The organism is Sandaracinobacteroides sp. (assembly GCF_057137845.1).
In genome coordinates this window covers 1-13,791 of record NZ_DBNHFX010000193.1, presented here as the reverse complement: position 1 = coordinate 13,791, position 13,791 = coordinate 1, and the positions used below count along the sequence as shown (strand labels likewise).

Genomic DNA, 13,791 nt, shown 5'->3' with positions numbered 1-13,791 from the left:
CGCTGGCGAGGTGCGAGTTCAAGACCGACAGCCCGTAGCTGTAGTGGATCGGCAGCGTGGTCAATGCCCGGTCGTCCGGGCCGATCTCCAGATAGCTGGCGATCGAAGCGGCGTTCGCCTGAACTGCTGCCGCCGAAAGCCGCACCAGCTTGGTGGCGCCGGTTGTGCCCGAGGTGGAGAGCAGCAGTGCGAGATCGGGGTGCATCCCGCCTTCGGGCGGCGAGAGCGAAAGCTGCCATGCGCCATCGTTGCGGCGGTAGATGGCGTCGGGGCGGAATGCGTCGGTGAGCCGCGCCGATGCCTCGGCGGCGAGGATGACAGCATGGCCGCCCGCCAGCGCCGCCAGATAGGCGACGATCGCTTCCGGTTCGTTCGCTGCTTCGATCAGCAGCAGCCGGCGTTCATGCCCCAGCCGTGCGGCGAATGCGTCGACCAGGTCGGCGAGCGCGGCATAGCTGATCCGTTCGCCGCTGTCGCAGACGAGCGCCGCCGCATCGGCGTGACGGCGCAGGTCTGTGGCGAAGAACGGCTGGTCGGGCGTCACCGGTGGGCGGTGCTCCGGATGGTCATGCGCCCCACCAGTTGCCGGGCGTTGCGGCAAAGCCCGCCCGGCTTTCCAGCGCGAATGCAGCATCCAGCACCCCGGCCTCGTCGAGCGGGCGGCCGATGACCTGCAGGCCGAGCGGCAGCCCCGCTGCATCGAGACCCGCCGGAATCGACATTGCCGGAAGCCCGGCAAGGCTTGCCGGCACGGTGAAGACGTCGTTCAGATACATGGCGATCGGATCGGCGTTGCGCGAACCAAGCTGGAACGCGCCGGTCGGCGCGGTCGGCGTCAGCAGCAGGTCGCAGCTTTCCCATGCGCGGGCGAAATCGCGGGCGATCAGCGCCCGGACCTTCTGCGCCTTCAGGTAATAGGCGTCGTAATAGCCAGCCGACAGCACATAGGTGCCGATCATGATCCGGCGCTTCACTTCGGCGCCGAAGCCTTCGGCGCGGGTGGCGCAATACATGTCGGCGAGCGAGCCGCCTTCGGGCGCGACCCGCAGGCCATAGCGGACGCCGTCATAGCGGGCGAGATTGGACGACGCTTCGGCGGGCGCCACGATATAATAGGTGGGCAGCGCCTGGTGCGTGTGCGGCAGCGAAACCTCGACGATTTGGGCACCTGCGTCGCGCGCCCAGTCGATGCCCTGCTGCCACAGCGCATCCAGCAGCGGGTCCATGCCATCGACCCGATATTCCTTCGGGATGCCGATCCGCTTGCCGCGCAGATCGCCCCGAAGCGCGCCTGCCCAGTGCGGCACCGGAACGTTGAGCGACGTCGAGTCTTTCGGATCGTAGCCGGACATCGCCTCGAGCATCAGCGCGCAATCGGTGACGTTGCGGGCCAGCGCGCCCGGCTGGTCGAGCGAGGATGCAAAGGCGATCACCCCCCAGCGCGAGCAGCGGCCATAGGTGGGCTTGATGCCGGCAATGCCGGTGAAGGCCGCCGGCTGGCGAATCGAACCGCCTGTGTCGGTGCCGGTGGCAGCAGCGCACAGGCGCGCGGCAACCGCTGCCGACGATCCGCCCGACGATCCGCCCGGCGTCAGTGCGGCGTCGGAACCTGCGGCCCGCCACGGCGACACGACCGGGCCGAAGGCGCTGGTCTCGTTCGAGCTGCCCATGGCGAATTCGTCGAGGTTGAGCTTGCCGAGCATGGCGGCGCCGGCCTCGAACAGGCGGGCGGTCACATGGCTTTCGTAAGCGGGCCGGAACCCTTCGAGGATGCGCGACGACGCCGTGGTTTCGACGCCCTTTGTGCAGAACAGGTCTTTGATGCCCAGCGGGATGCCCGCCAGCAGGCCCGCATTCCCGGCGGCGATCGCACGATCGGCGGCGTCGGCCTGCGCCAGCGCGATCGCCGGCGTCTCGACGAGGAATGCGTTGAGCGGCCGCGCCGCCTCGACGGCGGCAATGTGCGCCGTCACCAGTTCGCGGGCGGAGAATTGCCGGGCCGCAAGCCCCGACCGCATCGCCGAAAGCGACAGTTCATTCAGGCTCGTCACTATTCGATCACCTTCGGAACGGCGAAAAAGCCATGCGCGCCCTGCGGCGCGTTGGCGAGAACGTCTTCGGCGATGCCGCCGTCCGTTACCTCGTCGGGGCGCCATTCGCGGGTCAGCGGGATCACCGCCGTCATCGGCTCGATGCCGTCGGTATCGACTTCCTGCAACTGGTCGATCCAGCCGAGGATCTTGTTCAGTTCCTGCGCCAGCGGCGCGGCTTCGCCGGGCGCAAGCCGGATTCGCGCCAGCGAGGCGACGCGCGCGACAATCGATTCATCAACAGCCATGGCAGGCCGCCTAGCAGCAGGCCGGGCAGCGGGCAACGCGCAACGGCATGCTTGTCGGCGGGAAGTTCAGCCGGCGGGAGCAGCCGCCATCATGCGGGTCAGCGCATTGGCCAGACGTTCCGGTTCCTGTGCGCCCATCACCAGCGCGCGTTCCTCGAAGATCATCGCCGGAACGCCGTTGATGCCCATGTCGCGCCAGCGTGCCTCCAGCGCCCTGACGGCTCCGCCGAAACGGCCGTCGGCTAGAACTTCGGCGGCCTCGGCGCGGTCGAGGCCGGCGTCGGCGGCGGCATCGAGCAGAACGCCCGTGTCGCCGATGTTCCGGCCACGGGTGAAATAGGCTTCGAACAGCCGGATGTGCAGGTCGGTCTGGCGGCCGCTGTCCTTGGCCCAGTAAAGAAGCTGATGCGCCTTCGAGGTGTTCCAGATCATCGTCGCACGTTTCGAGAAATCGATCCCCAGTTCATCGCCGAGCGCGCGGATCTGGCGGCGGGTGATGGCCGAACCTTCGTCGGTTGCGCCATATTTGCGGGCGATATGGGCCTGCAATTCCTCGCCCTCGTCGTCCATGTCGGGGTTCAGTTCGAAGGGGTGCCAGCGGATGTCGCCTTCCAGCCCGGCGATCGCCAGCGCCCGTTCGAGCTGGCGGAAGCCGATGAAGCACCAAGGGCAGACGATGTCGGAAATGATGTCGACCCGGATGCGCCCGTTCATGGCCACTCTCCCGCGATATGGCCCCGCGATTGAGGCTTGGTCATAATCGCGCTAGGGGGCCGCAATGTCCACACTTCCCGCCGCTGCCGGGGGCCTGCCCGGCCGCCGGACCTTTGCCATCATCTCCCACCCTGACGCCGGCAAGACCACGCTGACCGAGCGGCTGCTGCTGGCCGGGGGCGCGATTCACGCCGCCGGCGAAGTGAAGGCGCGCGGCGCAGCGCGGCGCGCGCGCTCGGACTGGATGAAGATCGAGCAGCAGCGCGGCATTTCCGTCACTTCGTCGGTGATGACGTTCGAACGCGGCGGCCTTACCTTCAACCTGCTGGATACGCCCGGCCACGAGGACTTCTCGGAAGATACCTACCGCACGCTGACGGCGGTCGATTCGGCGGTGATGGTGATCGACGCCGCCAAAGGCATCGAAGCGCAGACGCTGAAGCTGTTCGAAGTGTGCCGGCTGCGCAGCGTGCCGGTCATCACCTTCATCAACAAGGTGGATCGTGAAGGCCGCTCGCCGTTCGAGCTGCTGGACGAAGTGGCCGACCGGCTGGCGCTGGATGTTGCGCCGATGAGCTGGCCCGCCGGCATGGGCGGCGAGTTCGAGGGCCTTTGGGACATCGAGCGCCGGACGCTGCAACGCCCGGACGGCAGGAACGTGCCGGGCGCTCTCGGTGATCTGCTGTCGCCGTCGATCGCGGGACGGATCGCCGAAGAACTGGAGCTGGCCGAAGCCGGCTATCCCGCGTTCGACGAGAAAGCCTATCTGCACGGCGATCTCAGCCCGGTCTATTTCGGTTCCGCCCTACGCGAGATCGGCATCGAACCGCTGATCGAGGCGCTTGCCCGATTCGCGCCCGGCCCGCGACCGCAGCCCGCCGACCCCGCGCCGATCGATCCGGCGGCCGCCAACGTCACCGGATTCATCTTCAAGGTGCAGGCGAACATGAACCCGATGCACCGTGACCGGGTGGCCTTCATGCGGCTGTGTTCGGGGCGCTTCCGGCGCGGCATGCGGCTGAACCAGGTGGGCACCGGCAAACAGATCGCTGTGCATTCGCCCGTGCTGTTCTTCGCCCGCGAGCGGGAAACCGCCGACGAGGCCTTCCCAGGCGATATCATCGGCATTCCGAACCACGGCACGCTGCGTGTCGGCGACACGCTGACCGACGGGCCGCCCGTCACCATCACCGGGCTGCCGAACTTCGCGCCGGAAATCCTGCGGCGGGTGGCGCTGAAGGATCCGACCAAGACCAAGCAGTTGAAAAAAGCCCTGGACGACATGGCCGAGGAAGGGGTGATTCAGGTGTTCTACCCGGAAATCGGCGCCCAGACGGTGGTGGGCGTAGTCGGGCAACTGCAACTGGAAGTGCTGATCTCGCGGCTGGAAGCGGAATACAAGGTAGAGGCCGGGCTGGAAGCCTCGCCCTATGAAACCGCGCGCTGGGTGGCGTCGGCCGATGCAGCGGCGCTGAAGAAGCTGGCCGCCGAACACAAAAGCCAGATGGCCTCGGATCGCGACGGCCGACCGGTGTTCATGGCAAAGGACCTTTGGGACCTGAATTACATTCAGGGCAGGCACCCGGAAGTGCGTTTTTCGGCAACGCGCGAACGCACTTGAGCGCGGCGCGGGCTGCGCTATCGTCTGCGGCCATGCGCACAATATTTCCGGCCCTTTTCGCCCTCGTCGTCGCTGCCGCCCCGGTTCGGGTGGCGGCGGAAATCCCCGGCGCAGACGCGGCGCATCAGGCCTTTGCCGACTGGATGGCGAAAAACCATGTGCCCGGCCTCGTCTGGGGGGTGGTGAAGGATGGCCGGCTGGCCCACGTCGAGGCGCTGGGGCTGGCCGATGTGGAAACGAAGCGCGCGGTCACTGTCGATACCGCCTTCCGCATCGCCTCGATGTCGAAGGCGTTCACGGCGCGCGCGGCGCTCGGCCTCGTGCAGCAGGGGAAGCTTGGCCTGACGGACCGGGTGGCAAGGCATGTGCCGGAAATGCGGGGCTGGGCGGGCGGCATCACCGTCGGCGACCTGATGCACCACACTGCCGGTTTCGTGACCGACGATCCATGGGGCGACCGGCAGCAGCCGCTGGCGGAAGCCGCCTTCACCGATATGCTGCGGCAGGGGGTTCCGTTTCAGCGCGCGCCGGCGACGGGCTATGAATATTCCAATTTCGGCTATGCGACGCTGGGGCGGGTGGTCACCAATGTTTCGGGGCGCAACTTTGCCGACGAGGTTGCGGCAACCGTCTTCCGGCCGCTTGGCATGGCGGCGACCGGCTATGAAGTGGCGGACGTGCCGGAAAACAGGCTGGCGCTGCCCTGGCGCTGGCAGGAAGTGAACGGACAGGGTGGGCGCTGGATCCCCGAACCGCAGATGCGCGCCGGTGCGTTCGGGGCGATGGGGGGTGTCGTGACGACTGCGCCCGACTATGCGAAGTGGCTGGCGTGGCTGTTGTCCGGCTGGCCCGCCGAGGCCGGGGTGGATGCGCCGGACAGCCTCCAGCGCGCGATGCTTTATGGCGGCGGTTTCGTGCACAGCCGCGTCCGCCCCGGCGCCGATGGCGCGGAATGCCGGCAGCAGTCGCTGATCTATGCCGCCGGCCTGCTCGTCGGGCGCGACTGCGTGCTGGGGCAGGTGGCGTTCCATTCCGGCGGCTACCCCGGATATGGCAGCCACATGCTGCTGCTGCCCGAAGCCGGGGTGGCGCTGTTCGCTTTCGCCAACCGCACCTATGCCGGGCCGTCGGCGCCGGTCTGGGATGTGGCGGGACAGTTGCAGAAGGCGGGCTTCATCGCCGCCCGGCCGGTGCCGCTGTCGGCAGCGCTTGGGCAGGGATATGATACCGCACGCCGCATCTGGGACGAGCGCAGTGTTGTCGGTGCAAAAGACCGGCTGGCCATGAACTTCCTGCTGGACGCGAACGAAGCGCAATGGGCGAAAACGCTCGAGGGCCTCCACGACCAGCTTGGCCAGTGCGACACCTCGGCCCCGATCGCACCCGATGGCGCCTTGTCGGGAAGGTTCGCATGGCGCTGCGCGCGCGGCACCCTGTCGGGCCAGTTGCTGCTGGCCCCCGCACATGAAACGCAGATCCAGGCCCTGAGGATGAGCGCCCGATGAGCAAGCCCGAAGCAGCAGCCGAAGTCTGGATCGACCGCGGCGGCACCTTCACCGATGTGATCGCCCGGCTTCCGGATGGAAGCCTGCGCACAGCCAAGCTGCTGAGCCACGATCCATCCCGCGCCGAAGATTCGGCCGTGCACGGCGTGCGGCTGCTGACCGAGGGGCATGACGGCCCGGTGGTGGTGAAAATGGGGACGACCGTTGCCACCAACGCTCTGCTGGAACGGCAGGGTGCGCGGGTGCTGCTGCTGGTGACGAAAGGTTTCGCCGACGCCCTTCGCATCGGCCATCAGGCCCGGCCCGACATCTTTGCCATGCGCGTGGTGCTGCCCGACCAGCTTGCCGAACGGGTGGCCGAAGTGGACGAACGGATGGCCGCCGACGGTACGGTGCTGCGGCCGCTGGCGTTGGCGCCTGCGCGCGAAGCGATGGCGGCGGCGCTGGCCGACGGGATCACCTCGGTCGCCATCCTGCTGCTGCACGGCTATCGTTACCCGGCCCACGAACAGGCGCTGGCCGATCTTGCCCGCAGCATGGGCTTTGCGCAGATCTCGACCAGCCACGAGGTTTCGCCGCTGATCAAGCTGGTGCCGCGCGGCGACACGGCCGTTGCCGACGCCTATCTGTCGCCGATCCTGCGGGCCTATGTTTCGTCGGTCGCGGGCGCGCTTCCGGCCTCGACGCGGCTGATGTTCATGCAGTCGAGCGGCGGGCTGACGGCGGCGCACAGCTTTCGCGGCAAGGATGCCGTGCTGTCGGGGCCGGCGGGCGGCATTGTCGGCATGGCGAAGACGGCGGCGCATCTGGGGCATGACCGCCTGATCGGCTTCGACATGGGCGGCACCTCGACCGATGTGTCGCATTATGGCGGCGCCTACGAACAAAGCTTCGAAACGGAAGTGGCGGGCGTCAGGATGCGAAGCCCGATGCTGGATATCCACACCGTTGCCGCCGGCGGCGGATCGGTCTGCCGCCTCGAGGGCGGGCGGCTGGTCGTCGGCCCGCAGTCGGCGGGTGCGGTGCCGGGGCCTGCCTGCTATCGGCGCGGCGGCCCGCTGACGGTGACCGACTGCAACGTGGCGCTTGGCCGCGTCAGCCCCGAGGAATTTCCGCACGTGTTCGGTGCGAACGGCGACGAACCGATTTCGCGCGGGGCGGCGCTTGCCGCACTGGCCGTGCTGGCCGACGAGGTGGCGGCGGAAACCGGCGACAGGCCCGAACCGCTGGCGCTGGCGGAAGGCCTGATCGACATCGCAAACGCCCATATGGCGGCCGCCGTTCGCCACATCTCGATCGCGCGCGGCCACGATACCGCAACCCATGCGCTGGTGGCGTTCGGCGGTGCGGGCGGCCAGCATGCCTGCGCGCTTGCCGACGAACTGGGGATCGGCACCATCCTGATCCACCCGCATGCCGGGCTGCTGTCGGCGCTGGGGATCGGCCTTGCCGACCTGCTGGCGACCCGCGAAGCAAGCGTTGCGCTGCCGTTCGACGCCGGCCTCGACGCATTGGCGGGCAGCGTTGCGGCAGAACTGGCCGACGACGCCCGCGCGGCGCTGCTGGCGCAGGACATGCCGGTGACGGACGTACAGGTGCAGTTGACGGCGCATGTCCGCTATGCCGGTTCCGATACTGCGGTGCCGCTGGCGTTCGGCCCGGCCGACGCCATGCTGGGCGCCTTCGAGGCCGCACATGCACAGCGGTTCGGCTTCGTGACGCCTGGAGCGCCGGTCGTGCTGGACATGCTGTCGGCAAAAGCCGCCGGAACGCCGCCGGGCGCGGGCGCGGGCGCGCTGACGACCGCCCCCGACGCAGGTCCGGCGACGCCGCGCCGCCATGTGGCGCTGCGCTTTGCCGGTGCGGCGCACGATGCCCCGCTCTGGCGGCGGGAAGCGCTGGGCGCGGGCTTCCGGGTAGAGGGACCGGCGATCATCGCCGATCCTTCGGCGACCACGGTTGTTGCGCCGGGGTGGCAGGCGGTCGTCGCGCCGGACGGCACGCTGGTGCTGACCCGCCATCTGCCGCCGCCCGCGCGTATGGCGGCGGGCACCGAAGTCGATCCGGTGCGGCTTGAACTGTTCAATGCGTTGTTCATGGGCATCGCCACCGAAATGGGCGTTGCGTTGCAGACCAGCGCGCGCTCGGTCAACATGAAGGAACGGCTGGACTTTTCCTGCGCCCTGTTCGACGGCGATGGCAGCCTCGTCGCCAATGCGCCGCACATTCCGGTGCATCTGGGCAGCATGGGCGCGTCGATACGCGCCGTGCGCGAAGCGCGCACCGACGATGGGCGCGGCATGGTGCAGGGCGATGTCTATGTGCTGAATGCGCCGTGGAACGGCGGCACGCATCTGCCCGACATCACCGTCGTCAGGCCCTGCTTTCTGGATGGTGACGATAGGCCCTCGTTCTTCGTCGCGGCGCGCGGCCACCATGCAGATATCGGCGGCATGACGCCCGGCTCGATGCCGCCCATGTCGCACCGGATCGACGAGGAAGGCGTGCTGCTCGACAATGTGCTGCTGGTCGATGGGCTGGCGCTGGCGGGGCAGCGCTTTCAGGAAGCCGACATCCGCGCACGGCTGGCGTCGGGGCCGTGGCCGGCGCGCAACATCGACCAGAATATCGGCGATCTGGTGGCGCAGGTCGCGGCCTGCCAGCGCGGCGCCGACGCTCTGGCGCAGGCGGCATCGCTGCATGGGCGGGAAACGCTGCTGGCCTATATGCGCCATGTGCAGGACAACGCGGCCGAAGCCGTGGCGCGGCTGCTTGGCACCCTGTCGGATGGCGTGTGCGAGGTGCCGATGGACGAAGGCGCGGTGATCCGCGTCATGGTTTCCGTCGACCGCGCGGCGCGAACGGCGACCGTCGATTTCACCGGCACCAGCGAACAGCGCGCCAGCAACTTCAACGCCCCGGCGTCGATTGCGCGGGCGGCGCTGCTTTACGTGCTGCGCTGTCTGGTCGATCAGCCGATACCACTGAACGATGGCGCATTGCGTCCGGTCAGGCTGATCGTGCCCGAAGGCTCGATGCTGGCGGCGCGCCCGCCGGCAGCGGTCGTTGCGGGAAATGTCGAAACCAGCCAGGTGGTCACCGATGCGCTGTTCGGCGCATTCGGCAAACTGGCGGCGGCGCAGGGCACGATGAACAACCTGACGTTCGGCAACGCCCGCCACCAATATTATGAAACCATCGCCGGTGGCATGGGCGCTGGCCACGGCTTCGACGGCCAGTCGGCGGTGCAGCCGCACATGACCAACAGCCGCCTGACCGACCCGGAAGTGCTGGAGCAGCGGTTCCCCGTCAGGGTCGAGGATTTCCACATCCGCAAGGGTTCGGGCGGGCCGGGCCGCTGGAGCGGCGGCAACGGTGTGGTGCGGCGGTTGTCGTTCCACGAGCCGATGACCGTTTCCATCCTGTCGAACCGGCGGATCACCCGGCCGTTCGGGCTGGCCGGGGGCGACGACGCGCTTCCAGGCGAAAACCGCGCATTGCGCGCCGATGGGCGGATCGAGAAACTCGGCCCGACCGCCAGCATCGAAGTGGCGGCGGGCGATGCAATCGAGATCCTGACGCCCGGCGGCGGCGGCTATGGGGAGAAGCAATGAGAATACGGCCGAACGCACTGTTCATCGTGCTGCTGGTGATCCTGCTGGCGGGGATCGCCGGCGGGCTGGGGCTGACCGGCACCATCGAGAAGCTGGGACGCAGCTTCAACGACAGCCGCTACATCAGCGTCACCTGGGTGGTGCTGCCGGTGATCGGGCTCTTGGAACGCTATGGCCTGAAAGAGCGCGCCGCCGCCATCATCCTTGGCCTGAAGGGCGCAACGACCGGGCGCATCCTTGTTGCCTATCTGGGCTTCCGGCAGGTGACTGCGGCACTGGGGCTGGTGTCGATCGCCGGGCAGGCGCAGACGGTGCGCCCGATCGTGGCGCCGATGGCCGAGGCCGCGTCGCACCACGAGGACGACAGCACGCGCGAAGAAGTGCGGGCAATGGCCGCCGCCACCGACAACATCGGCGTGTTCTTCGGCGAGGATATCTTTCTGGCGATCTCCTCGATCCTGCTGATCCGCGCCTTTCTGGCGGAAAACGGCATCGATCTGGAGCCGATCCAGTTGTCGGTCTGGGCGATCCCCACGGCGATTGCCGCCTTCCTGATTCACGGCACCCGGCTGCTGTTGATCGACCGGCGGCTGAACAGCGGGCGGCCGAAGCAATGATCACGCTGAAGGCATTGTATCTGCTGGCCGGGCTGATGTTCGCGGCATTCGCGCTGCTGTCGGCGCGCGATGCGGCCAACCCGCGCCGGGCATGGAACGCGGCGTTCTGGGGCCTCTTGGCGCTGAGCTTTTTGGGCGGCGACCAGTGGGGCGATTTTTACAACGGCCTGCTGGTGATCGCGATTGCAGTCGTCGGCGGGCTGGGGCTGCCGGGGCAGGGCCGCCCCGCCACCACCACCGACGGCGAGCGCGAGGCGCTTGCCAGCCGCTATGGCAACAAGCTGTTTCTGCCGGCGCTGGTGATCCCGCTGTTCGCGCTGGTGGGCACATTGGTCGGCAAGCAACTGACGATCCTTGGCGCGCCGCTGTTCGAAGCAAAGCAGGTGACGCTGGTGTCGCTGGGGATCGGCGTGTTGGCGGCGCTTTCGTGGGCGATGCTGTGGCTGAAGCCAAAGCCGCTGGACGCCGTGCAGGAAGGGCGGCGCATCATGGACCAGGTGGGCTGGGCGTCGGTGCTGCCGCAGACGCTGGCGGCGCTTGGCGCGGTGTTCACGGCGGTTGGCCTTGGTGATTGGGTGGGTGGCATCGTCGGCGACTGGCTGCCCGCCGCCAGCCGCCTTGCCGCAGTTTCCGCCTATGCGATCGGCATGGCGCTGTTCACCATGGCGCTGGGCAACGCCTTTGCCGCCTTTCCGGTGATGACGGCGGCCGTCGGCCTGCCGCTGGTGATCCGGATGCACGGCGGCGACCCGGCGGTAGTGGCTGCGATCGGCATGCTGGCGGGTTTCTGCGGCACGCTGATGACGCCGATGGCGGCGAACTTCAACATCGTGCCGCCGGCGCTGCTTGGCTTGCGCGACCAGTTTGCCGTGATCAAGGCGCAGGTGCCGACGGCGCTGATGCTGCTCGTAGTGAACATCTGGCTGATGTACTGGCTGGCGTTTCGCTGAAGAAAATCGGCCGCTGAAGGAGGTTCGGATGATCGACGAAGCCACCGCCCGCCGTTTCATGGGCATCGCGCTTTCGCATGTGGGCCAGGAATATCCGCAGAAACTGGATCATGTGCTGAACTCCGACGCCGACGCCGTGCCGCCGCGCGTGCTGCACCCGATCTTTCACGGCAGCTTCGACTGGCACAGCTGCGTGCATGGCTGGTGGCTGCTGCTGACCTGTGCGCGCCTGCATCCCGCAACAGCCGAGGCCGCCGAAGTCCGCCGCCGGGCGGGCGAACTGTTCACGCCAGTCAACATCGAGGCAGAACGCGCCTATCTGGATCGCCCCGGCAGCGCGGGATTTGAACGGCCCTACGGCTGGGCCTGGCTGCTGAAGCTGCACGCCGAGGCCTCGCGGCATGATGATCTGGGCGCTCGCCTTCAACCGCTGGCGCTGGCGTTCGCCGCCCGCTTTCACGCGCACCTGCCCAAGCTTACCTATCCGATCCGCACCGGCACGCATTTCAACACCGCCTTTGCCTGCATGATGGCGCTGGAATGGGCCGAGACGCACGATCCGGCGTTGGCGGCGCTGATCCGCGCCCGCGCCACCGACTGGTTCGGCGGTGATCGCGATTGCCAGGCGTGGGAACCCGGAGGCGACGAGTTTCTGTCGTCGGCGCTTTCCGAGGCCCTACTGATGCAGCGGGTGCTGGGGGCGGATTTTACGGGCTGGATCGGCAGCTTTCTGCCCCGGCTGGCCGGCGGCGAACCGGCGAGCCTGTTCACACCGGTCATCGTCAGCGACCGGACCGACGGCAAGATCGCGCATCTGGACGGTGTCAACCTGAGCCGCGCATGGGCGTGGAAGCGGCTGGCGGCCGATCTGCCCGGCGTTGCCGCCAGCGAAATCGCCGCACGGCATCTGGCCGCGAGCCTGCCGCACATCGACGCCGATTATGCCGGCACCCACTGGCTGGCGAGCTTCGCGCTGCTGGCGCTGCTGGCCTGATTCAGCCGCGAAGGCGTGCGGTCGCTGCCTCGGCGCGCTGCTGCGCACTTTCGATGGCGCGCGCCGTTGCCGCGACCAGCGCCTCCACTTCGGCCCGGTCGGTGTCGCCAGCGTCAAGGCTGTCGACCATCAGTTGCAGCGGCACCAGCCGCGCGGCGATGTCGGCAAGCGGCGCGCGCGCAAGGTCGAGGCGCGACAGCAGCATCTGCGCGTCGCTCCAGGCGGGGGTGCCTGGGCGCGCCCCGCCTTCGCGGGCAAGCGCCTGATCCAGCGCGGCGGCGGTTGCGCCGATCTCGGCCTGCGCGGCCGCCAGCGCCTGCCCTTCGCGCACCAGATCGGCGCGCAGGCTTTGTTGCTGTTCCGGGGCAAGTGCCGGCGCGACCCCCTCTCCGGGTGCGGCGATGATACGCGGCTGTTCGCCGGGGCGTGGCGCCAACGAGGGAAACCCCTCACGCGGGCCACAGGCGGCCAGCAGCAGCGCCAGCAGGATCGGATGGGATTTCATGCGATCTTTCCTAGCGGCAGGCGATGGATGCTTGCAATCGGCTACGGATTGCTCTAGCAGCCGCGACTTCCGCGCGCCCGTAGCTCAGCTGGATAGAGCACCAGACTACGAATCTGGGGGTCAGAGGTTCGAATCCTTTCGGGCGCGCCATTTCGGTTCAAAGGCACGAACGCCTAGCACCGCCGCCTCTACGCCAGAGGCGGCGGTTAGGGTTCGGAGCAGCTCGCTCCGTAGCCCACGGATGCGGACCTCCTTCCGGCTTACAACTTCAACCCGCTGCGCCACGGCGCGAACCTGATCGCGGGCGAACGTGCCGTCGCCATGCCGCAGCTTCTTTTTGAGGGCGGCCGCGAAGGCGCGCAGGCTCTCCGGCGTGATCGCCGGGCCGATCTTCACGATGTGGGCCAAGGCGCGCTCGGAATCACCCTTGGCCAGGTCGCGAGTCGCGGTCAGCTCGGCGATACGATCCTTGAGCGATGGATCACTCACGTCGATGACGCCGTTCTCGATCGCGTCGTAAAGGCGCTTGAGCTTCGCTTCTGCCTCGGTCGCGCGCCGTTCAAGGTCGGCGACATGCTCGCGGCGCTGGTTCACCCACTCGTCGCGGCGTTCGAGGATCTGATCCATCAGAGCTTCGAGCCGCGCCGGATCGAGGAGCCGCGCTTCCAGATGATCGACCACGGCCTCATTGAGCCGATCCATCGGCACGGTGATGCCGGGACAGCCGGTCGCACCCTGCCGCGCCTTTGTCGAGCAGGTGTAATAGCGATATTCCCGACCGACGCTGCTGGTGCCCGTGCGCAGCGTCATCGCACCGCCGCAGCACGCGCAGAAGCAGATGCCGGTGAGCAGCGTCGGGCCGCCCACCGCCATCGGCGGCATCATCTTCGGGCTGCGCGCCTTGAGCGACCGCTGGACCGCCTCGAACTCGGC

12 protein-coding genes and 1 tRNA gene are annotated in these 13,791 nt (G+C 68.1%); 7 read left to right on the top strand and 6 right to left on the bottom strand.

What is annotated here, in order from left to right; translation table 11 throughout:
* The 4 genes from AC16JP_RS10745 to AC16JP_RS10730 all read right to left on the bottom strand — a co-directional run.
* A partial coding sequence (locus AC16JP_RS10745) for an AMP-binding protein (RefSeq protein WP_484340610.1) occupies positions 1-544 on the bottom strand: 544 nt, incomplete at its 3' end.
* A gap of 22 nt (positions 545-566) precedes the next feature.
* Positions 567-2,018, bottom strand: coding sequence for an Asp-tRNA(Asn)/Glu-tRNA(Gln) amidotransferase subunit GatA (gatA, locus tag AC16JP_RS10740; RefSeq protein ID WP_484340611.1), 1,452 nt, complete (start codon positions 2,016-2,018; stop codon positions 567-569).
* A gap of 32 nt (positions 2,019-2,050) precedes the next feature.
* Positions 2,051-2,338: an Asp-tRNA(Asn)/Glu-tRNA(Gln) amidotransferase subunit GatC gene (gene gatC / locus AC16JP_RS10735; RefSeq protein WP_484340609.1), complete on the bottom strand. Its 288-nt coding sequence runs from the start codon at positions 2,336-2,338 to the stop codon at positions 2,051-2,053.
* Between the two features lie 66 nt (positions 2,339-2,404).
* A complete protein-coding gene (locus AC16JP_RS10730; protein WP_484340608.1) occupies positions 2,405-3,052 on the bottom strand; it encodes a DsbA family oxidoreductase in 648 nt (215 codons plus the stop codon).
* Between the two features lie 64 nt (positions 3,053-3,116).
* On the opposite strand from AC16JP_RS10730, the gene AC16JP_RS10725 reads away from it, so the two are divergent.
* Genes AC16JP_RS10725 through AC16JP_RS10700 form a run of 6 tightly spaced genes read left to right on the top strand, consistent with a single transcriptional unit; the run spans position 3,117 to position 12,353 of the window.
* Positions 3,117-4,673 carry a peptide chain release factor 3 gene (locus tag AC16JP_RS10725; RefSeq protein ID WP_484340607.1) on the top strand — a complete coding sequence of 519 codons (1,557 nt, stop codon included), beginning with the start codon at positions 3,117-3,119 and terminating at the stop codon, positions 4,671-4,673.
* 32 nt (positions 4,674-4,705) lie between these two features.
* Positions 4,706-6,178 (top strand): serine hydrolase domain-containing protein, encoded by a 1,473-nt coding sequence (locus AC16JP_RS10720; protein ID WP_484340606.1) that lies wholly within the window; start codon positions 4,706-4,708, stop codon positions 6,176-6,178.
* Positions 6,175-9,792 carry a hydantoinase B/oxoprolinase family protein gene (locus AC16JP_RS10715; RefSeq protein ID WP_484340605.1) on the top strand — a complete coding sequence of 1,206 codons (3,618 nt, stop codon included), beginning with the start codon at positions 6,175-6,177 and terminating at the stop codon, positions 9,790-9,792. Before AC16JP_RS10720 ends, AC16JP_RS10715 begins: the two co-directional genes overlap by 4 nt.
* A complete protein-coding gene (locus tag AC16JP_RS10710; RefSeq protein ID WP_484340604.1) occupies positions 9,789-10,409 on the top strand; it encodes a DUF969 domain-containing protein in 621 nt (206 codons plus the stop codon). Before AC16JP_RS10715 ends, AC16JP_RS10710 begins: the two co-directional genes overlap by 4 nt.
* Positions 10,406-11,359 (top strand): DUF979 domain-containing protein, encoded by a 954-nt coding sequence (locus tag AC16JP_RS10705; RefSeq protein ID WP_484340603.1) that lies wholly within the window; start codon positions 10,406-10,408, stop codon positions 11,357-11,359. Before AC16JP_RS10710 ends, AC16JP_RS10705 begins: the two co-directional genes overlap by 4 nt.
* 28 nt (positions 11,360-11,387) lie before the next feature.
* Entirely contained in the window at positions 11,388-12,353 is a 966-nt protein-coding gene (locus tag AC16JP_RS10700; RefSeq protein WP_484340602.1) for a DUF2891 domain-containing protein, read from the top strand.
* Position 12,354: 1 nt separating this feature from the next.
* Here AC16JP_RS10700 and AC16JP_RS10695 read toward each other — a convergent pair whose 3' ends face one another.
* A complete protein-coding gene (locus tag AC16JP_RS10695; RefSeq protein ID WP_484340601.1) occupies positions 12,355-12,858 on the bottom strand; it encodes a hypothetical protein in 504 nt (167 codons plus the stop codon).
* Positions 12,859-12,931: 73 nt separating this feature from the next.
* Here AC16JP_RS10695 and AC16JP_RS10690 point away from each other — a divergent pair.
* Positions 12,932-13,008: transfer RNA gene (locus AC16JP_RS10690), tRNA-Arg, on the top strand.
* Here AC16JP_RS10690 and AC16JP_RS10685 read toward each other — a convergent pair.
* Positions 12,979-13,791 (bottom strand): recombinase zinc ribbon domain-containing protein (locus tag AC16JP_RS10685; RefSeq protein WP_484340600.1); only part of this gene is annotated, 813 nt, incomplete at its 5' end. The two genes, AC16JP_RS10690 and AC16JP_RS10685, sit on opposite strands and share 30 nt — an antisense overlap.